The organism is Limnoglobus roseus (genome assembly GCF_008254045.1).
GTDB classification, from domain to species: Bacteria; Planctomycetota; Planctomycetia; order Gemmatales; family Gemmataceae; genus Limnoglobus; species Limnoglobus roseus.
In genome coordinates this window covers 7,789,295-7,809,789 of sequence record NZ_CP042425.1, presented here as the reverse complement: position 1 = coordinate 7,809,789, position 20,495 = coordinate 7,789,295, and the positions used below count along the sequence as shown (strand labels likewise).

Annotated in this window: 16 protein-coding genes; 9 read left to right on the top strand and 7 right to left on the bottom strand. The window is 66.5% G+C overall.

What is annotated here, in order from left to right; translation table 11 throughout:
- Window positions 1-33: 33 nt before the first annotated feature.
- Together PX52LOC_RS41305 and PX52LOC_RS41300 are read right to left on the bottom strand one after the other, a co-directional pair.
- Window positions 34-279 carry a hypothetical protein gene (locus tag PX52LOC_RS41305; RefSeq protein WP_168218719.1) on the bottom strand — a complete coding sequence of 82 codons (246 nt, stop codon included), beginning with the start codon at window positions 277-279 and terminating at the stop codon, window positions 34-36.
- Window positions 280-318: 39 nt separating this feature from the next.
- Window positions 319-510, bottom strand: a complete 192-nt coding sequence (locus PX52LOC_RS41300) for a hypothetical protein (protein ID WP_168218718.1) — start codon at window positions 508-510, stop codon at window positions 319-321.
- 142 nt (window positions 511-652) lie between these two features.
- On the opposite strand from PX52LOC_RS41300, the gene PX52LOC_RS33335 reads away from it, so the two are divergent.
- Window positions 653-2,131, top strand: a complete 1,479-nt coding sequence (locus tag PX52LOC_RS33335; protein WP_246173540.1) for a TolC family protein — start codon at window positions 653-655, stop codon at window positions 2,129-2,131.
- 74 nt (window positions 2,132-2,205) lie between these two features.
- Here PX52LOC_RS33335 and PX52LOC_RS33330 read toward each other — a convergent pair whose 3' ends face one another.
- The gene (locus tag PX52LOC_RS33330) at window positions 2,206-5,481 is read right to left on the bottom strand and encodes a bifunctional proline dehydrogenase/L-glutamate gamma-semialdehyde dehydrogenase (RefSeq protein ID WP_149114130.1); all 3,276 of its coding nucleotides are present in this window, start codon (window positions 5,479-5,481) and stop codon (window positions 2,206-2,208) included.
- 148 nt (window positions 5,482-5,629) lie between these two features.
- Between PX52LOC_RS33330 and PX52LOC_RS33325 the strand changes: the two genes are divergently transcribed.
- Window positions 5,630-6,397: an AraC family transcriptional regulator gene (locus PX52LOC_RS33325; protein ID WP_149114129.1), complete on the top strand. Its 768-nt coding sequence runs from the start codon at window positions 5,630-5,632 to the stop codon at window positions 6,395-6,397.
- Between the two features lie 90 nt (window positions 6,398-6,487).
- A complete protein-coding gene (locus tag PX52LOC_RS33320; RefSeq protein WP_149114128.1) occupies window positions 6,488-8,929 on the top strand; it encodes a hypothetical protein in 2,442 nt (813 codons plus the stop codon).
- Between the two features lie 7 nt (window positions 8,930-8,936).
- Here PX52LOC_RS33320 and PX52LOC_RS33315 read toward each other — a convergent pair whose 3' ends face one another.
- Complete coding sequence (locus tag PX52LOC_RS33315) at window positions 8,937-9,689, bottom strand: AraC family transcriptional regulator (RefSeq protein WP_149114127.1); 753 nt, start codon at window positions 9,687-9,689, stop codon at window positions 8,937-8,939.
- A gap of 121 nt (window positions 9,690-9,810) precedes the next feature.
- Here PX52LOC_RS33315 and PX52LOC_RS33310 point away from each other — a divergent pair, with 121 nt between their 5' ends.
- Both PX52LOC_RS33310 and PX52LOC_RS33305 read left to right on the top strand, forming a co-directional pair.
- Entirely contained in the window at window positions 9,811-10,707 is an 897-nt protein-coding gene (locus PX52LOC_RS33310; protein ID WP_149114126.1) for a dihydrodipicolinate synthase family protein, read from the top strand.
- An 81-nt stretch (window positions 10,708-10,788) separates the two neighbouring features.
- On the top strand, window positions 10,789-12,039 hold the full coding sequence (locus PX52LOC_RS33305; protein WP_149114125.1) for an NAD(P)/FAD-dependent oxidoreductase: 1,251 nt from the start codon (window positions 10,789-10,791) through the stop codon (window positions 12,037-12,039).
- 111 nt (window positions 12,040-12,150) lie between these two features.
- Here PX52LOC_RS33305 and PX52LOC_RS33300 read toward each other — a convergent pair whose 3' ends face one another.
- Both PX52LOC_RS33300 and PX52LOC_RS33295 read right to left on the bottom strand, forming a co-directional pair.
- Complete coding sequence (locus PX52LOC_RS33300; protein WP_149114124.1) at window positions 12,151-13,284, bottom strand: TIGR03364 family FAD-dependent oxidoreductase; 1,134 nt, start codon at window positions 13,282-13,284, stop codon at window positions 12,151-12,153.
- A 44-nt stretch (window positions 13,285-13,328) separates the two neighbouring features.
- Window positions 13,329-14,432, bottom strand: a complete 1,104-nt coding sequence (locus tag PX52LOC_RS33295) for a LacI family DNA-binding transcriptional regulator (protein ID WP_149114123.1) — start codon at window positions 14,430-14,432, stop codon at window positions 13,329-13,331.
- 214 nt (window positions 14,433-14,646) lie between these two features.
- Here PX52LOC_RS33295 and PX52LOC_RS33290 point away from each other — a divergent pair, with 214 nt between their 5' ends.
- From PX52LOC_RS33290 to PX52LOC_RS33275, 4 genes are all read left to right on the top strand, one after another.
- Window positions 14,647-15,540, top strand: a complete 894-nt coding sequence (locus PX52LOC_RS33290) for an alkaline phosphatase family protein (protein WP_149114122.1) — start codon at window positions 14,647-14,649, stop codon at window positions 15,538-15,540.
- A 146-nt stretch (window positions 15,541-15,686) separates the two neighbouring features.
- Window positions 15,687-16,163 (top strand): hypothetical protein, encoded by a 477-nt coding sequence (locus PX52LOC_RS33285; RefSeq protein WP_149114121.1) that lies wholly within the window; start codon window positions 15,687-15,689, stop codon window positions 16,161-16,163.
- Window positions 16,164-16,204: 41 nt separating this feature from the next.
- Complete coding sequence (locus tag PX52LOC_RS33280) at window positions 16,205-17,218, top strand: DUF1559 domain-containing protein (RefSeq protein ID WP_149114120.1); 1,014 nt, start codon at window positions 16,205-16,207, stop codon at window positions 17,216-17,218.
- A 110-nt stretch (window positions 17,219-17,328) separates the two neighbouring features.
- Window positions 17,329-18,309, top strand: a complete 981-nt coding sequence (locus tag PX52LOC_RS33275) for a metallophosphoesterase family protein (protein WP_168219364.1) — start codon at window positions 17,329-17,331, stop codon at window positions 18,307-18,309.
- Window positions 18,310-18,348: 39 nt separating this feature from the next.
- Here PX52LOC_RS33275 and PX52LOC_RS33270 read toward each other — a convergent pair whose 3' ends face one another.
- Window positions 18,349-20,406, bottom strand: a complete 2,058-nt coding sequence (locus PX52LOC_RS33270) for an O-linked N-acetylglucosamine transferase, SPINDLY family protein (RefSeq protein WP_149114118.1) — start codon at window positions 20,404-20,406, stop codon at window positions 18,349-18,351.
- Between the last annotated feature and the right edge of the window lie 89 nt (window positions 20,407-20,495).

The window sequence follows — 20,495 nt, the reverse complement described above, 5'->3', positions numbered from 1 at the left end:
AGTCCTTCCGCGGTCACACCCCGAATGCCCCACTCACTGAAGCCGACGACGAAAGTCGTCGCGCTTCTGCCTGTGCAACCCGCGCAGATTGTCCTTCCGAATTATTTGTGCGAAGCCGCCAAGATCACCTATTCCACATATCGAGAGTTGCCGATATTGATTCGACAGGATTCCGCCGTGCGCACAATCCTCAAGGATGAGGCCGATGAAAACTTTCATTAATGTTTTGAACGCGAAGCGCGCGAAGCGTTTGTTGACGAGCGCAATCGCGTGCGGCATCACGATCGTTCTGCCGGCTTGTCAAATCCCAGCCCTCCGTCACGCGGAAGCGGGGCCGGAACTGCCGACGAACTTCGATTGGGTGACCGGCGGAGCAACGACCACCATCCCGTCGAACGCCCCGGCGACCATCCCGCCGAGCGTCCCGGCGATCATGCCGACCAGCGGAACGGCGAGCGGTGCCAACAGCAGCACGACAGTCGTCCCGGCCGGCGGAACCACGATCGTCACGGCTGACGGAACAACGATCTACGCGGGTAGCGGGACAAAGATCATTACGGGCAACGGAACGACTGGCACTCCGAACGCCGGAGCGGCCGTCCGGGCGAACAGCAGCCCGATTCGCAATTCCATCAGCGGGGCAACCCTCGTCTTGGCCGGCGGCGCGACACCCCCCATCCCACCCGGCGGAGCGGCCGAAGCCGTGGTCGGGGGAGTGGCTTCCGTCCCCGCGAGCGGAACGCCCGGCGTCCCCGTCGTCAATGGGGCGGTCTGCGCACCGAATAGCCCGGAGAACGCCGGCCAACTCACGGTCGAAGAGTTTTACACCGATCCGCTGCTGACCCGCCTGATCCAACAGGCCGCGGCCAACAATCGAGAGTTGAAGGTTCTGGAACAAGAAGTCCAAATCGCCAGCAACGAGATTCTGGCGCGGCGCGGGGCGTACCTACCCTTGGTCTCGTTCGGGGCCGGCAGTGGGTTTGAAAAAACGAGCCTCTTCACGCGGAACGGGTCCGTTGAAGATCAACTGTTACTCGCTCCTCGTGGCAGAACATTCCCCAATCCGTTGCCGAATACCCAGGCCGGCATCAACGTCTTCTGGCAACTGGACATCTGGAGGCAATTACGGAACTCACGGGACTCGGCAATTCAGCGGTATCTCTCCGCCAGTGAACGACGAAACTACTTCGTGACCCGCCTGGTCGCGGACATTGCCGAGAATTATTACGGGCTGATGGCACTCGATAAGCGGAACGAGAACCTGGATCAGACCATCAAGCTCCAGGAGCAAAGTCTTGAGATCGCCAAGGCCAAGAAGGAAGCCGGCCGCGGCACCGAGTTGGCGGTCCAGCGGTTCCAGGCCGAAGTTCGCAAGAACCAGAGCGAAAAGCTGATCATCAAGCAGGAGATCATCGAGTCCGAAAACCGGATCAACTTCCTCGTCAACCGCTACCCGGAGCCGGTTGAACGCGCATCGGCGGGCTTCTTCGATCTCACCATCCACGCGCTGAGCGTGGGAGTTCCGGCGCAACTACTTCAGAACCGACCCGACATCCGCCAAGCCGAACGCGAGTTGGCGGCGGCCGGGCTTGACGTGAAGGTCGCCCGGGCTCGCTTCTATCCTACGCTTTCCATCTCCGCCGGCGTCGGCTACGAGGCCTTCAACCCACGGTACCTGTTCAATCCCGAAGCCTTTGCGGCCAACGTCCTGGGCAGCTTGGCTGCGCCGCTAGTCAACAAGAAGGCGATCCAGGCCGACTACCTGACCGCGAACGCCAAGCAATTGCAGAGCGTCTACAACTACCAGCGCGTCATCCTCAACGCCTTCACCGAAGTCGTCAACCGCGTGAACATGGCGGAGAACTACCGCCAGAGCATTGACGTCAAGAAGCAGCAGTTGGAATCGCTCGAAGCCTCGGTCGATTCCGCCAGCAGACTGTTCCAAAATGCCCGCGCCGAATACATCGAAGTGCTATTCGCCCAGCGTGACCTCCGGGACGCGAGAATGACCTTGATCGACACCAAAAAGCAGCAACTGTCTGCCATCGTAAACGCCTATCAAGCTCTCGGTGGCGGCACTTCGTTGTCGATGCCGACGCAGACTCAGGTACCACTTAAATCTCATCACTGAGAAATCCCCCCCGTCCCGATCGCGACGGGGGGCAACGCGAACATTCAACTCGATGTCGGTATGGCGGTAGTCCGTTACCGCCGGGATGGCGGCACCCAGGCGGGGATCTGGCCGTAACGGTGGCGGGTCGTGGAAACCGCCTGCTCGCGGACCCAGAACCGCAACTCCGCACGCCCGACCGCTGTCACCGGAGCGTCGATCAGGTTCAAGCCTGAAGCATGCACGGCCCGCAGCACATCATCGGTGAGCGGTGCGACGATGCGGAGGAACTCCACACCTTTCGCCAACTCCGAGAGCCGTGCGGCGAACACTGCGTCCGTCTCTTCGGTTGCTACGCTGACCGTCAGTGGGACGCCGGTGATCTCCGCGGCGAGTTTGGCCCGCGCGACCGTCGCTTCGTCTCGCACGGCCAACCGCAGCACCACGCCGCGGCATGGGCGGTAGCGGAACACATTCGCCTCCGACCGCAGGCCGCTCGGGTCGTGTTCAACGGCGAAGTGCTCCCGCCACGCGGCCCGGTACGACGCCTCCACTTCGCCCGGTGTCGTCTCGCGTGAATCGCTGAGCCGCGTGAACAAGAACGTGTAGTTCGGCCCGCCCGCCTTCGCCCCGGGGCCGACGCTCGATTTCTTCCACCCGCCGAACGGTTGTCGGTTCACAATCGCCCCGGTCGTCGGGCGGTTGACGTACAGGTTGCCCGCCTGCACGCGGTCCCGCCACACCGCCTGTTCCGCCGGGTCGAGCGAATGCAGCCCGGCCGTCAGGCCGAAGTCGACGGCGTTTTGCCAGTCGATCGCCCCGGCCAGCGACGCCGCCCGCATCAGCCCCAACACCGGCCCGAAGCACTCTGCCCGGTGGAACGCTGATCCGGGCCGCACCCCGAGCTTGATTCCGGGCGACCACAGACACGGGTCGTCGCCGACTTGCTTCGGTTCGAGCAGCCACTCCTCGCCGGCGTCGAGTGTCGTGAGGGCGTGCTTCAGTGCCCCTTCGGGAGCCTTAACCACGGGCGTGATGACGCTCCGCGGGTCGGTCGACGGGCCGACGGGCAGGCTCGCGGCGGCGTCGAGGAGTTGGCGGCGGAACGCGGGATCGTCGTACACCTCGGCTTCGAGAATCGCCAGACTCGCGGCCGAACACTTCTGCCCCGCGTGCCCGAACGCCGACTTGACGAGGTCTTTGATGGCGAGCTCGCGGTCCGCCTGAGCGGTAATCACCATCGCGTTCTTGCCGCTCGTTTCTGCGTACAGTCGCAACCTCGGCCGCCAACTGTGGAACAGTTTGGCCGTGTCCCACGCCCCGGTCAGCACGATCGCCCCGACGCGAGGGTCCGTGAGCAGGGCCTTGCCAACGTCCCCGTCGGGGCACGGGAAGAACTGGAACACGTCCCGCGGCACGCCGGCATCCCAGAGCTGTTGCGCCAGCCGGGCGGCCGTCTGCACCGTCTCCGGTGCGGGCTTCAGCACCACGGCGTTGCCGGCCGCGAGCGCCGCCAGCACGCCACCGGCCGGGATCGCGTAGGGGAAGTTCCACGGCGACGCCACGACCACCACGCCGAGCGCGTTCGCCTGCACGCCGGCCGGCACCCGGAACGTGTCCGCGTAGTACCGGGCGAAGTCGATCGCCTCGGACACTTCGGGGTCGGCCTCGGTGGCGGACTTCCTCGCGTCCGCCCGCATGGTGGCGATCGTGCCGAACCGGTCGGCGGTCATCACGCGGGCCACGGCGTGCAGCACCTTCGCCCGGTGTTCGATCCCGGCCGCCTCCCACGCGGGCTGCGCGGCCGCGGCGGTGCCCAGCAACTCCTCGACCGTGGGGAGCGGGGCGACGGGCAGCGGCTTCCAGTCCGCGATGGCGGCGTTCAGCGCGGCCCGACTCCTTGCCTGCGTCCAGTCGGTGTCCGGCTCGTTCTCGAACGCGGCCGCCGCGTCAGGATCGACGGCGGGCTTGGCGCGGCGAGACTCCGCGGACACCGTGAGCCGCTCGGCCCACCCGCGTTCGAACCGTTCCTGCTCCAACGCCCACGCCGGGGAACCGGGCTTCAGCCCGAACGCCACGCGGAGGAAGTTCTCCGGGGACGTGTTCTCGTCAAGCCGCCGCACGAGGTAGGCCATCGCGCTTAGAAAGTCGTCGCGGCCCACGGCCGGGGCGTAAAGCAGCAACCCGCCGGCCGCGTCGCGGACCGCCCGCGCCTGGTGATTCGCCATCCCCTCGAGCATCTCCAACTCGACGCGGTCGGCGGTGCCGAACCGCTCCCGCAGTTCCAGCGCCAGGGCCACGTCGAACAGATTGTGCGATGCGACCCCGAGACGAACGGCGGCCGCGTTCTCCGGCCGACAACCGTACTCCATCATGCGGCGGTAGTTCGCGTCGGTGTCGGCCTTCGTGGGGTACGGGGCCGGGTTCCATCCGTGCAACTCGGCTTCGACAGCCTCCATCGCGAGGTTCGCCCCCTTCACGAGTCGTACCTTGATCGCCGCGCCGCCGTTTTCCACCCTCCGCTTCGCCCACTCGGTCAGTTCCTGTTGCGACGCCCACGAGTCTGGCAGGTACGCTTGCAGCACGACGCCGGCGGGAAGGTCGCGGAACTCCGGTTCGTCGAGGACATCGCGGAACGCGGCCAGCGTCAGTTCGAGGTCGCGGTACTCCTCCATGTCGAGGTTGACGAACTTCTTCTCCGGCAGGGCCGCGCGGTAAAGCCGACGGAGCCGGTCCTTGATGGCCGCGAGGGTGGCGTCCCAGGCGACGACGTTGATCTGGCTGAAGATGGCGGAGATCTTGACGGAAATGTACGTAACCCGCGGGTTGCCGAGGTGGCCGAGCACCGCGGCCATTCGGTGTTCCGCCTCGTGCTCCCCGAGGACCGCTTCGCCGAGGTGGTTGAGGTTGATGCGGAACCCGTCCGCGGAGCGGCGGCCGAGGTAGGCGTCGAGGGCGGCCGGCTCGGCGTCGAGGATGACGCGGCTGCTGTCCTGCCGCAACCGGCGTTCGATCAACGGCATGACCACGGACGGCCCGACTAGGCTCGCCGCGCCGCCGGCCCGCATCAGCGTGCGGTCGAACGCCGAGAGGTACCGCGGGGTGCCGAAATCGCCGAGTAGCCCGCGGTACCGGCGGCCCTGCACGCGCGGGCGGTGGCTGCGGAACACTTCGTCGACCATCGCCAGGGTGAACGCCTTGCCGGGGGCGTCGTCCATCATCCGGGCGAGCCGCTCGCCCTCCGCCCGCTCGGGGCGAGTTTGGGTCCGGGCCGCCTGGTCGAGCAAAGCCGCGGCGCGGCGGACGACTGCCGTGTCGATTGGGGTGGCGGGGCGCGCGATCTCGGAGCGGGGTGTCAGGGTGGTGTTCATACCTGAATCCTACCCCGCGTGGCCTCAAGGATCGCGGCGGTTTCCTCCAGCCGGAATGCGTGAAACGTACAAAAGAGAGTGAGCGGTGTACGTCCTGCGAGAGACGCCCGGCCGCTCACTTCAATAACTCCGAACCCGGCAATTGCCCATGACCCCGGCCCGCCGCCTCCGCGACGACGTGTTTCGCACCGCCCCCGGGCTTGCCGCGACCGAAGAACTCTTCGACTCGCTCGCGGACGTGCTGTTCTGCGTGAAGGACTGCGGCCGGCGGTACGTCGCGGCGAACGACGCCTTCGTGCGGGCGGCCGGGCTGCGGTCCCGGGCGGAACTTCTGGGGCGGACGGCCCGCGAGTTGTTCCCGCCGTTGCTCGCGGCCGGGTACGAACGGCAGGACGATGAGGTGCTGGCGAACGGGGCGGCGGTCCGCGACCGGCTCGAAATGGTCACGCGACGGACCGGCGAGATCGGGTGGTTCGTGTCCCAAAAGGTGCCGGTGACGGACGCCGCCGGACGGAAGGTCGCGCTCGCCGGCATCTCGCGCGATTTAGCCACCCCGCGGGATCAAGGCGACGCCCTTGGTCCGCTGGCCGAAGCGATCGAAGAGCTTCACGTTCATTCCGCCGACCCGATCCGGGTCGCCGCGCTGGCCGAGCGGGTCGGGTTATCCCCCAGTCAGTTCCAGCGACGGGTACTTGCACTCACCGGGCTGACGCCGCGACAGCTTTTGACGAAGGCCCGCGTCGAAGCCGCGGCCCGCGCGCTGAAGGACACAGACGCGCCGTTGACTGCCGTGGCGGTGGCGTGCGGGTTTTACGACCAGGCTGCGCTCAGCCGCCAGTTCCGGGCCGCGACCGGCGTTCCCCCGGGGGAGTACCGCCGCGCGTTCCGGTCGCCGGGCGGGGGCACGTCCGAGTGACGACGCGGGCCGCCGCTGAATTTACTAACATGATGTCGCGTGTCGATCATCGACCTTTCACGTCCTGGCACCCTCCCCGGTAGAGCCGTCATGAGCCAGCACCACACCACCAAGGCCGCCATCCCTCTGCTCCTGATCGCCCTCGCGGTCGGTCCGCTCGCGGCGGCCGAACCGCCGACCGCGGTTTCCGGCATCTACCCGCACCTCGCGTACTCCAACGACGACGGCGAGTGCGGGACCGGGGCCGTCGTGCCGTGGGGCGGCCGGGTGTGGGTCATCACGTACTCGCCGCACCGGCCAAAGGGGTCGGCCGACAAGCTGTACGAAATCGACGACGCCCTTACCCTCCGCGTTCGCCCGGAGAGCGTTGGCGGCACGCCGGCCGCCCGCATGATTCACAAGGAATCCAACCAGTTGTTCATCGGCCCCTACGCGATCGGGGCCGACCGCACGGTCCGCACCATTCCCCCGGACGCGATGCCGGGGCGGCTGACCGGCTTGGCCCGCCACCTGACCGACCCGGCCGGGAAGGTGTACTACGCGACGATGGAAGAAGGCTTCTATGAGGTGGACGTTACCACGCTGAAGGTGAAGCAACTGTACCCCGACGCCAACGCCGACAAGGGCGGGCACGGCGGAACGCTGCTGCCGGGCTACCACGGCAAGGGCCTGTACTCCGGGCAGGGCCGACTCGTGTACGCGAACAACGGCGAGTTGTCCGCCGAGGCCCAACGCCGGCCGGACATCCCGTCCGGGTGCCTGGCCGAGTGGGACGGGAAAGACTGGCGGGTCGTCCGCCGCAACCAGTTCACCGACGTGACCGGGCCGGGCGGCATTTCCGGCAACGCGGACCCGGCGAAGGACCCGCTCTGGAGCGTCGGCTGGGACCATCGTTCGGTCCTGCTCATGCTGCTCGACGGCGGCGTGTGGCACACGTTCCGGCTGCCGAAGGCCAGCCACAGCTACGACGGCGCACACGGGTGGAACACGGAATGGCCCCGCATCCGCGAGATCGGTGATGGCGACCTGCTGATGACCATGCACGGGGCGTTCTGGCGGTTCCCCCGGACGTTCTCGGCCGCGAACACGGCCGGCATCGCCCCGCGCTCGACGTACCTCAAGGTCGTCGGCGACTTCGCGAAGTGGGGCGACCGCGTCGTTCTCGGGTGCGACGACGCGGCCAAGAGCGAGTTCCTGAACAAGCGGAAGGCCAAGGGCACCGTCGCCGGTCCGGGCCGCAGCCACTCGAACCTGTGGTTCGTGAAGCCGGAGCAACTCGACGCGATCGGACCGCGTCTCGGCCGCGGCGCGGTGTGGCTCAACGACCCGGTGAAGGCCGGCACGCCGAGCGACCCGTACCTGTTCGGCGGGTTCACCCGTCGCGCGGCACACCTGTCCCACACCGCCAAGGAGGCGGTCACGGTCACTTTCGAAGTCGATGCGGCCGGCAACGGCACGTGGGCGAAGCTGAAGGACGTGACCGTTCCGCCTGGCGACGCCGTCTGGGTCGAGTTCACCGAGAAGGAGAAGGGCCAGTGGGTTCGACTGCGGGCGGATAAGGACTGCCCCAAGGCAACGGCGGTGTTCACCGGCGCGGAACCGGACACGCGGCCGGTGGCCGCCGACGCGCGGTTCGCCGGCCTGGCGCCGGTCGGTGGGCGGGATTACTTCGCCGGAACCCTCTGGGCGAAGGCCGGGCCGGAACTGCCGTTGGCCGTGGCGGCGGTCGAAGTCCGAGACGGGAAGGCGGTGGGCGAGGGCTATTACGAGATGGGGGCCGACATGCAACTCCGCCGGGTCGAAAGCCCGAAGCAGCACGCCGACCTGAAGAAGGCGTGTGCGGTCCCGGCCGGGGTTCTTGCCGCAGACGCCGCGTCGGTGATGTACACCGACGACGCCGGCCGGCGGTGGCGGGTTCCGATGGGCGATGCCGGGTTCAACGCGGCCGGGCCGGTGCCGTTGCGGGTCTGTCGCGAAGTGTGTACCGAGCGGGACCTGTTCAGCGCCCACGGCACCTTCTACGAACTGCCGGCCGAGAACGCCGGCGGCTTCGCCAAACTGCGACCGGTCTGCACGCACGACCGGCGGGTGACAGACTACTGCTCGTGGCGGGGGCTGTTGGTGCTCACCGGCGTCTCGGCCGAAGCGAAGGCCGACGGCCACGTGATTCGCTCGGACGACGGCAAGGCGGCCGTATGGGTCGGCGGGGTGGACGACCTGTGGACGCTCGGGCGGCCGCGGGGGCAGGGCGGGCCGTGGAAGGATGCGGCCGTGAAGGCCGGCGTGCCGAGCGACCCGTACCTGATGACCGGGTACGACCGCAAGACGCTGACGCTCGATGCCAAGCAACCGACCCAAATTCGGGCCCAGGTGGACGTGACCGGGGCCGGGGACTGGAAGCCGTACCGCACCTTCGAGGTGCGGGCCGGCGAGCCGGTTCGGCACGAGTTCCCGGCCGCGTTCCAGGCGTACTGGGTCCGGTTCACCGCCGACCGTGACGGCACCGCCACGGCCTGGCTCACCTACGAATGACCCGCGGCTACTTGGCGGACGTGTGGAAGATGCGGCGGTACTCGCCGGGGGTCAGGCCGGTCGTGCGGCGGAACTGCCGCGTGAACGCGCTCTGATCGGCGTACCCGCACGCAAAACCGATCGCCACCACCGGGCGGTCCGTATCCCGCAACTGCTCGGCGGCCGTGTCCATTCGCAACTTCAGGAGGAGTTGCCCAGTCGTCAGTCGGAACAGGCGGCGGACCCGCTGGTCGAACTGGTACGCCGACAGTCCAGCGATGGTGGCCAAGTCGGCGGTGACGAGCCGTTCGTCCAGGTGTGCGCGGGCGTGGCGGACGGCGGCGGCGACGGTCCCGTACTCGTCGGCCGTCTCGTCGGGCGGGTGCAGGTCGTGGGACACCCCGACCAACCCGACGACTTCATCCCCGCGACCCCGCAACGGGAACTTGTCGGTCAGACACCACCCGGTCGCCCCCGTCGGGTAGAGGTGCAGTTCGAGTTGGTTCCGCTCCGGCTCGCCGGTCGCCAGCAACCGTTGATCCTGTTCAAAAAACGATCGCCCCAACGGCGGCGGGAACACCTCGGCCGCCGTCTTCCCGAGGAGGTCCCGCTTGTCCGGTGTGCCGCACCGTTCGGCGAGCGTGCGGTTGACGACGACGTATTCGGCCCGCTCGTTCTTGACGAAGTACACCACCCCGGACAGGCAATCGAACACCGTCTCGGCGGTGAACGGTTCGGCCAACCGGGCGAAGAGTCCGGCGACAAGGGGGAGGGTGGCCACGGATATTCTCGCGGTTGTGCGCGGATTGCAGTCGGTGATCGGTGCCCGGTCAAGACCGGGCGGACACGGAGGGGTAAACTTCTCCTATCACTCGAACCCCCACACCGTCCACGGAATTCCCATGAGCGTTCACTGGGCCGGCGTCTTCCCGGCCGTCACCACTCAATTCCGCCAAGACCAGTCCCTCGACCTGGCCGCGACCGCCCGCCACCTGGAAGCGGTCATCGCGTCCGGCGTCAGCGGCCTCGTCGTCTGCGGATCGCTCGGCGAGAACCAAACCCTCGAAGCGGACGAAAAGCGGCAGGTCGTCGCGAACGCGATCAAGGTCGCGGCCGGGCGGGTGCCGATCGTCGCCGGGGTGGCCGAGACGTCGACCCGGGCCGCCGTCCGCTTCGCCCACGACTGCGCGAAGTTGGGAGCGAGCGGGTTTATGGTGATGCCGCCGATGGTGTACAAGGCCGACGCCGGCGAAGCAGCCGCGTACTTCCGGGCAGTTGCCGCCGCAACGGACTTGCCGTGGATGCTTTACAACAACCCGATCGGTTACACCGTGGACGTGCCGCCGGAGAAACTGACCGAGTACGCCGACATCGACACCCTGAAGGCGATCAAGGAAAGCTCCGGCGACCCGCGGCGGGTGACGGAAATCCGCCTCGCCCTCGGCGACCGCCTCGCGGTGTTCGCCGGCGTGGATGACTTGATTCTGGAGTCCGCGATTCTCGGCATCGACGGTTGGGTGGCCGGGTCGGGCATCGCGTTCCCGGCCGAGAACCAACGGATCTGGAATTTGACCCGCGAGGGGAAGTGGGACGACGCCCGCAAACTGTACCGCTGGGCCGCCCCACTGATGAAGCTCGACACGCACCCGAAGTTCGTGCAGTACATCAAGCTGCTCGTGCAGGAAGCCGGCCTCGGTGCCGAGTGGGTCCGCGAACCGCGGAAGCCCCTGGCCGGGGCGGAGCGCGAGCGTGTCCTGACCGTCATCCGACGGGGTTTCGAGACCCGCCCGGTCGCGTAGTCGTTGGCCCACCAAACGCGGGACGGCCGACTCCAAGTTGCCGTTTGACCAGGCCAACCTGTTCGGAGTGAGGGTGCGGGCGTGAGCGATTCCAACCGGGTCGTCGTGATCGGCGGCGGGGTGATCGGGGCGGCGAGCGCGTACCACTTGGCGAAGGCCGGGCGGGCTGTCACGGTCGTGGATCGGGCCGGGTTCGGGGCCGGCTGTTCGCACGCCAACTGCGGGTACGTTTGCCCAAGTCACGTCCTGCCCCTCGCCGCACCGGGGGCCTTGTGGGCGACCCTGAAGACGATGTTCGCCCGGAATTCGCCCGTGAAGGTGCGGCCCGGCGTTGTCCTCCGCGACCTGGGTTGGTTCTTGAATTTCGCCCGGCGGTGTAAGCGGTCGCACATGATGGCCGCGGGCGTTGCGATCCGCGGCCTGCTGGTGTCGTCCCGTGGGCTGTACGACGACTTGATCCGCGACGAACACCTCGAATGCGAGTGGCAGACGAAGGGCTTGTTGTTCGTTTTCCGCTCCCACCACGCGATGGACCACTACGCCGAGACGGACCGATTGTTGCGAGACGAGTTCGAAACGCCGGCCCGCCGGTTGGACGGGGCCGCCCTCGCCGCCCTCGAACCGGCCTTGCGACCCGGCTTGGCCGGCGGCTGGCGGTACGAAGGGGATGCTCACCTGAAGCCGGATCGCCTGATGGCCGAGTTCCGCCGCGTGTTGACCGGTCTGGGCGTTGAGATTCGCGAACATTGCCCCGTCGCCGGGTTAATTCGTCGCGGCGATCGGGCTGCCGGGGTGATCACTATCGGTGGCGAAATCCCCGCCGCCGACGTGGTGTTCGCCACCGGCGCGTGTACGCCGCAACTGCGGGCCGAACTCGGCTGCCGGGTTCCCATCCAGCCGGGCAAGGGCTATTCGATCACGTTCCCGCGGCCGGCCGGCGGGCCGGTCAATCCGATGATTTTCGAAGAAGACCGGGTGGCGGTCACGCCGTTCCACGACAACCTGCGCGTCGGCTCGACGATGGAGTTCGCCGGCTACGACGACCGGTTGAACCGCGACCGGTTGGCTTACCTGACCGACACGGCGGCGGCGTATCTGAAAGTCATGCCGACCGGCCCGGCCGACGACGAGTGGTGGGGCTGGCGGCCGATGACGCCGGACGGCCTGCCGATCATCGGCCGGACGCCCGCGCTGGCGAACGTCTGGCTCGCCGCCGGGCACAACATGCTCGGCCTATCGATGGCCCCCGCGACCGGCAAACTGATCGCCGAACTCGTCACCGGGACAAAGCCGCATCTCGATCCCACCCCCTACGCCCCCACCCGGTTCTGATTCCGGAGCATCGGTGCAGGCTGTATCCCCATCAATCTTCCGCCGCGGTGGGGCACAACTTCTCTCTCGCCAACCGGGCATGCAAGGCTCCACTCGCGGGGCGGCTCGCGGTCATCCGTGCGCGTCCCACCAGTCGGCCGCGAACCCGAACGAGAGCGTCATTCCGGCCCCGCCGGGGGCCGTCGTCACATGGCACCCCGGCTGAGGCTCGGCGGTCACGTACGATTGTGTCGGGTGTTTGACGTACACCCCGTGCCACCGGCCCGCGATTTCCCAATCGGGCAGCCGGACCAACCGTCGGAGGTAATCGAGGATCAACTTGTCGATGGCGGGGTTGTCGAACGGGGACACGTCGTCCGCGTACTCGTGCGAGTCCCCGATGACGACCTCGCCGAGGTGGTTCTGTGACGCCATGACGTGGACGCCGTATCGCGTGTGCTGCGGGTACTGCTCGGCGTGCCGCCGCTTCATCGCGGCCAGCGACGGGCAGACTTCGAACGACTTGTAGTGCCCCAGGGTTAACCCGCCGGCGACGTGCGGGCCGAGCTGCCAACCGCCCGGTTGCGGCCCCGTTCGCATCATCTGCAACTTGCACCGCCGCACCTCGGCCGCGGCGTACACGTCCGGGAACAGGGCCTCGAAGTCGGCCCCGGTACAAACAAAACACCGCTCCACCCGCCACGTTTCGCCCGTCGCGGTCCGCACCGTGGGCATCTCGACGGAGGTCACCGCGGTACCGAAGCGGAGCGCAACACCGTGCTTCTCGTGGAGGAATCGGGGAATCTTTGCGACCGCTTCCCGTGGGTCGACGCAGAGTTCGGTCGGGCTGTACAGAACGCCGCGGAGCCCGTCCGTGTTGAGGGCCGGAAACCGTCGCACCGCGTCCCGCGGTTCGACGTACTCGCAGGCGATCCCAAGGCCGGGCACGGCGGTCGCGAACTCCCGGAGGACGGCGTCCTCGTCGGCCTCGTACACGGCGTGGACCGACCCGCACGCGGCCGCCCACACGCCGGCCTGATCGCGGAGTTCAAGCCAGCGATCGCGGGACCGCATAGCCCGACAGTACGACTCCCCCGGCGGTTGGCCGATCGGCCACACCATGCCGAAATTGCGGACCGAAGCCGACCGCGCCCGGGTGTCGCGCTCGAACAGCACGACCGACTTCCCGCGCCGCGCCGCCTCCCACGCGAACGCCAGGCCCACGATCCCGCCGCCCACCACCGCGATATCAGCCTCTTGCCCCATGGAACCCTCTCAAAAACTTGGTTCTTTCCACGGTCACGGACGGGTCAGCGGCCCGAACTCTCCCGCACGATCAACTGGCCCCCAACGGCCACCCGGACCGGTGCGGCCGTCGGATTCTGAATTCGATCCTTCATCACCTGGACCGCCCGCCGGGCCATCTGCTCGTAAGAGAAGGCATACGTCGTGACGCCGATCGAGAACGTCGAGCCGATCGGCAAATCCTCGAACCCGGTGACGGCGACGTCGGCCGGAACCCGCCGACCGCGGTTCAGCAACTCGACGATGACCCCGATGGCGGTGTAGTCCTGGTAGCACACGATCGCGTCGGCCCGGGCCGCCATCGCCTGATTCACCACAGCCGCGTAGGCGTCTTTTAAGGGGGCGTCGATGGGCTGTTCTATGACACACGGCGTCACACCGGCCTCGTAGACCGCCAAAAGATACCCGGCCAGGCGGGCTTGATGGCTGCTCGTCGGCGAACCGACCACGCACGCGGGCCTTTGCCGCCCGGCCTCGATCAAGTGGCGGGTCAGTGTCCGTCCGGCTTCGAGGTCTTCATTCCCAATCAGGTCGTGGGTCAGGGGGCGGTTGCCTCGCAGATTGCGCTCCAGGAGGACGACCGGGAATTTCGCCGCCGCACACGCGCGAAGCAACACCTCGTCTAGACGTGCGGCGGCCTCGCTCACCCTCGCCGGGAGGTAGAACAAGCCGCCGACCCCGGTTGCCTTCGCCTCAAGGGCCAACTGGGTTAAACGCGACTCGGGCAAGTTGGGGTCGGGAAAGAGGTCGTCACGGAACAGGTACCCCTCCCGCCGGGCGAGGGCCGTGAATCCGCCACGGACGACCGCCTCGGTCCCCTGTCGCCACGGACCGGCTGTCAATCGGAGGCACACCCCCCACGTTTCGGTCGTCTCAATCTTGTCACTCGGAGCGGCGGACCGGACGAAACAACCGGACCGCTCTACCGTGTCGATCAGTCCACGGTTGACCAAGTTTTGGAGTGCTCGCGAGGCCGTGACGACCGACGTGCCGTACTCTTGGGCGAGCGTCCGGACACCCGGAAGGCGTCCGTCGCCCCACCGCCCCTGGCGGATGTCGGCTTCAATCTGCTGCGAGATCAGTATGTGCTTGGGTGCGAGTTCGATCATGCATTCAGCCACAAAAGAGGGTTGATCTAGTACAGTGTATCACCAGCCAAGCCATCGATTCTACACGAGTTGTACACGTTTCCTAAGTAATTCATGGCCAAAATGCTAGGCCTGTGATTTTCTTGAGTTTGTCGTTGACACGACTGTGTGAGTCAAGATATAACAGATTTGGCTTGGTGATGACAGATTCGCGATCTGTTGCAGGAGCAGTTCAATGTCTGGACGTTGGGTTCCAGTTTTGTTCGGAGTGGTGGTGCTGGCGACCGTGGCGGGCGGGGCCGAGCCGCCCGCCAAGAAACTACTTCTCATCGGCATCGACGGTTGTCGGCCGGACGCCTTGCTGAAGGCCGACGCCCCGAACCTTCACGGTCTCCGGAGCAGGGGTGCTTACACCGAAGCGGCTCAAACGGGTGACATCACGGTTAGTGGCCCCGGTTGGTCTAGCATGCTCACCGGCGTGTGGCGGGACAAGCACGGCGTTCGGGACAACAGTTTCGAAGGAAAGAACATCGCCGATTACCCGAGCTTTCTCGACCGCGTGAAAACGGCCAAGCCCGAACTGCGAACCGCGTCGTTCGCCACGTGGGCTCCGATTCACACCCACATCGTCAAGTCCGCCGACGTGAAACTGACCAACAAGACAGATGTAGCGACCGCTGCGGCGGCGGTCAAAGAACTGACGGAGCAGAACCCCGATCTCGTTTTCGTCGATTTCGACGACGTAGACCATGCCGGGCATTCGCACGGATTCAGCCCGACGGTACCCGAATACCTGAAGACAATCGCCGATACCGACGCGCACGTCGGGGCGATCCTCAAGGCCATTCGGGCTCGGAAAAATTTCGCGAACGAAGACTGGCTGACCCTGGTGACGACGGACCACGGCGGGCGTGGGAAGTCACACGGGGCCAACGTCCCGGAGATCCGGACGATCTTCTTCATCGTCAATGGGCCGTCCGTCGCACCGGGTGAAATCACGTCCGATGTCGGCGTGGTGGACACCGCCGTAACCGCCCTGACGCACCTCGGTGTCGCCGTTTCACCGGAATGGAAACTCGACGGGAAGTCCGTGGGATTGACGACGGCGAAGGTCAAGCCGTCGCGCTAGCCGTGTCGCAGTGTGGCCAAGCGGCGCCTTCTGGGATCTCGATAGCTTTCACATGCACGGCCCGGGCGGCCGGTGTGACATGAGACCTAATCATCGCGGCAATCTGATATACACAGAAGTCGAAAATGCTGTCAGGGGTTCTACAGATGTCGAGAACAGTTTTCACGACGGTGCTCACGTTGGCCTTCGTCGCCGGGTGTTCGTCGAAGCCGCAATTGGCGTCGATCGACGGCAAGGTCACGCTTGACGGTAAGCCCGCGGGCGGTGTGATCGTCGGGTTCTGGCCGGCCGACCCGGGCGCCAAGCTCGGCACGAACAACTACGGTCGCGTCGTGACGAACGCGGCCGGGGAATTCACGCTCGTTGCCGACGCCGTCTCGGGTTTCACGGCCGGCGACTATCGCATTTCGTTCTCGCGCATCTTGGACGCCAAGGACACGCCCCAACCAGACGCGAAGCCGGGCGAGGGCGGAGCCCGGGAGACACTCTCGGCGGCCTACCTCGATCCGAGCACGTCCAACACGTCCGCCACGGTGCGACTCCCGGCGACGTCGCTGACCTTCGAACTGAAGACGGCGGGCATGCCGCCACCGCCGTCGTTATCGAAGGCCTCTTACAAGTGATCCCATCGGCTCCCTTTATCTCGTTGTGCGAGGATTCATTCATGGCTCGTCCGCGTTCCGGGTTTACCCTCATCGAGTTGCTGGTCGTGATTGCGATCATTGCAATCCTGATCGGGTTGTTGCTGCCGGCTGTTCAGAAGGTCCGCGAGGCGGCGGCGCGGGCGAAGTGTACGAACAATCTGAAACAAATCGGCCTCGCCCTGCACAGCTACCACGGCGTCAATGAGAAGTTGCCGCCCGGCCTGGAAGGCTATCTCCTCAACTCATCCGGCGCGGTTGTCAACGAGCCGAACGGGGCCAGTTGGAGCGCGTTCATCGCGGCCCACCTTGAACAGTCGGCGCTCGACGCGGCCATGAGCGTTCAGCCCGAGAACGTCATCAACGCGAACTGGGCGGCCAGCACGCCGTACGCCAACGCCTCGGCGACTTCGACGAGCACCGCAGAGCGGAACATCGCGGCGTGTGAAGCGTACCTGTCGGTGTTCCAGTGCCCGTCCGCCGGCCTCCCCACCCAGACCCCGGAAACGACGCGGGGCAACTGGAAGGTCGCCAAGCGGGTCCCCGCGAGCTACCTCGGTAACTGTTCCGGTCTGTTGATCGACGACGAAGTCGCGAACACGACCCACGTCGCCGCCGGCGGGGCGTTCATCCTCATCAACCGCGTTCGTTTCGCCGGGGTCACGGACGGGTTGTCGAACACGGTGTTCGTCAGCGAGGCCGTGCCGGATCTCTCGTTCTTCGGGTCCTACCCCGCGGCCGAGACGGACAACGAGTCGCGCAAGGACCACTGGTACTTCGGGAGTGACACCGTTGACGATCGCTGGGACTATTCGGAGTTCCTCGGGACGACGGCCGTGCTGCCGAACTACAAGGCCCTGGACACGAGCGTGGCCGAGAAGAAGAAGGTCGAGTTCGGGTACTCCAGCAAGCACACGGGCGGGGTGAACGCCCTCCTGGGCGACGGGTCCGTTCGGTTCGTCACGAACGGCATAGACGCGGGCGTCTGGAGCCGCGCCGGCGAGCGGGCCGATGGTCAACCGAACGGCGACTTCTAACTCCTTTTGTCCCCTCCGTCATTGATCTCTCGCCGGGTGTCACCGACGCGCGGCGAGGGATGGGCACGCGAGCCTGCATTTTTCACTCCGTCAACCGAGAACCTTCCACCATGTTGACCCGACGCGGTCTGCTCGCCGCCGCCCCACTCGCCGTGTTTACGGCCGCGTTCCCGAAGGCGACCGCGGCCGTTCCTTCCACGCCCCTCCGGTTCGGAATCATTACCGACGTTCATCACGACCTCGTGCCGGACGGCGTGGCCCGCGTGACGGCGTTCGCCGATGCGATGACGGCCGGGAAGGTCGATTTCGTGTGCCAGCTCGGGGACTTTTGCACGCCGAAGCCGGCGAATCGGCCGTTCCTCGCGGCGTTCGAGCGGTTCGCGGGCGACCGCTACCACGTCCTCGGCAACCACGACATGGACGGCGGCTTTACCCGCGAGAAGACCGTCGCGTTTTTCGGCATGCCCGGTCGCTATTACTCGTTCGAGAAGGCGGGCGTCCGGTTCGTCGTCCTGGACGGCAACGATCCCGGCGGGAAGACGAAGGGGTACAAGCGGTTCATCGGAAAGTACCAACTCGATTGGTTCGCGAAGGAACTCGCCACCGCGGCGGGACCGGTCGTCGTGTTGGTTCACCAACCGTTTGACGATCAGCCGTTCGAAGCGATCGAGAACCACGCCGAGGTGCGGGCCGTGCTAAAGGCGGCAAACGCGAAGGGGCCGAAGGTGGCCGCCGTCTTCTCGGGCCACCACCACATGAACTACGTCCAGAAAATTGACGACGTGCCGCACGTGCAGGTCAACAGTGCGTCGTACTACTACCTGGGCGCGCACAGCCACATGAGTTACGACGCCGAAACGCACAAGAAGTACCCTGTTCTCGCAGGCACGTGCCCATACAAGGACGCCCTGTGGGCCGTCGTCACCATCGATCAGACGCAGGGGAAACTCACCATCGAGGGGAAATCGACGGAGTGGCTCGGCGGTAGCCCCTGGGACGTCGGCGCGAAGGAGACGGCTCACGATCCCAAGATGGTTCAACCGATGATATCCCCTCAGGAGTTCGCAGTCGCGCGAGCGAATCGGAAGTAGCCGGTAGCCCTCGTGTCAGGTCGAGACTCACCGCATTCGTCACGCCTTGATCCGCTCCTTCCACGCCTGCCGCAGCCCGGCTTCGAGGTTGCGGACGTACGCCTTACCGTCGGCGACGACGGACTTCGCCACCTGCGGTCGCAGGGCGGCACGGATGTCGGCGAGCATGTCGCGGTTCGACGCCCAAATCTTCGCGACTTCGGCGAGTTGTTCCGGCGACTCGGCGATGAACTCCGTACTGCCGACGTGCGTGAGGATGCTCGCGCCCTGTCGCGAGACGTAGCTGCCGCCCGCGACGGTCAGGACCGGCACGCCCATCCAGAGCGCGTCGCATGTCGTTACGCCGCCGTTGTACGGGAACGGGTCGAGGGCCAGGTCGAACCGCGAGTAGGCTTCGAAGTAATCTCGCCGCGGCAATCGCATCAGAAGTTGAAGTTGGTCCTTCGTCAGCCCGGCCGCGGTGAACTTCTCGACGAGGCGTTCGGCACCGCCTTCGGATTGCCCAGCGAGTAGCACCAGCTTCGCGTTCGGCACGGCCGCGACGAGCTTCGCCCAGGCGTCAATGCACGCATCCGAATACTTCGCGGCGTTGTTGAGGCAGCCGAACGTGAACGTCTCGCTCGTCAACGAGGGCAGGGGGCCGACGGGCGGGGCGTCCGCCGGTGGTTGGTACGCCCACGCGAGCCCAGCGAGTCGGAGCAGTCGCTCGTTGTAGAGCGATTCCGTCATCCCCGGCGGGTCGGAAACTTCGTCCGTGATGCGGTAATCGACGGCCTTCAGTCCTGTCGAGTTCGGGTAGCCAAAGAGCGTCGCTTGAATCGGAGCGGGGCGGGCCGCCAGAATCGACAGGCGGTTGCCCGCCGTGTGGCCGCTCAAGTCGATGAGGATGTCGATCTTGTCCGCCTGGATGGTCGCGGCGGCTTGCTCGTCGGTCTGGCCGTTGACGAACCGCCAGCGGTCGGCGAACTTCTGAAGTTTCGCCGTCACGTCGTCTGGCCGCGGGACGTGGGCGTAGGCGCTGACGTGGAACTTCTCACGGTCGTGGTTCGTCAACAATAGTTCAATGAACCCCGCGACTGTGTGCTGGCGGAAGTCTCCGGAAAGGTAGCCGATCCGCAACCGGCGGTCGGGGTCGGGGTCGCTCGGCACGGGCGACAGCGGTGCGGTCGGCGCGTAGGTCTCGCCGTACTTCCGGTGAGCGGCCGCGACGTCTTCCGGCGAAACGTGCGAGGAGTAGTTCAGGGTCAGCAGGAGGTTGCTGTCGATCGCCTGCGTGTGCGGGCGAATTTCGAGCGACGTTCGCAGGGCGGCGATGGCCTCGTCGGCCCGGCCCTGTTCGGTGAGGTTCGTCCCGAGGTTGCTCCAGGCGTCGGCGAACTTCGGGTTTAGCCGCACGGCCTCGCGGTAATTCTGGGCGGCCTCGTCTTTCCGGCCGAGGGCTTCGTAAGCGAGCGCGAGCGTGTTGTAGGCGTCCGGGTAGTTCGGGTTCAGGCCGATCGCCTTTTGAAGCAGCGGGACCGCTTCCTGGGGTCGCCCGGCGTTGGCGATCGCGAGGCCGAGGTTGTTGTAGCCGCGAGGGTCGTCCGGCCGAAGCGAGACGTACTTGCGGAACTGCTCGATCCCGTCGTTGAACTGGCCGATCCGCAAGAGTGTGTCGCCGAGGCGGTTGTAGGCGTCGGTGTGCTGCGGTTCGATGGCGATGGTCTGGCGGAAGCACTCGATCGCGGCGGACAGTTCCCCGAGCGAGATCAGCGACAGACCCATGTTGTAGTAGGCGCTGCCGTGGCCGGGGTTGGACTTCAGGCAGCCCTGGTACTGGCCGACGGCCTCGCGGTTGTGGCCGAGCCGCCGGTAGAGGTTGCCGAGGTTGAAGTGTGCGTCGGCGTAGCCGGGCGTCGTCGCCAGGCAGACGGCGTAGCACTTCGACGCTTCCTCGTACTGCTCGCGGCGGGCGAGGACCGCGCCGAGGTTGCACAGCGTCGGGGCGTGGTTCGGCAGCGTGGTGAGGATGGCGCGGTAAATCCGCTCCGCTTCCGTCAGGTCGCCGGCCTGGTGGCGTTCGACCGCCGCCGCGAACATTTGCGTAATGTCGGCCATGCGTCACCTCGGAGAAGGGCGTAAAAAAACCCGGCGGGGCCGGGTGGTGTGTCGTCGCCGCGCCGCGAATGTCCCGCGTCGAGAGAAGT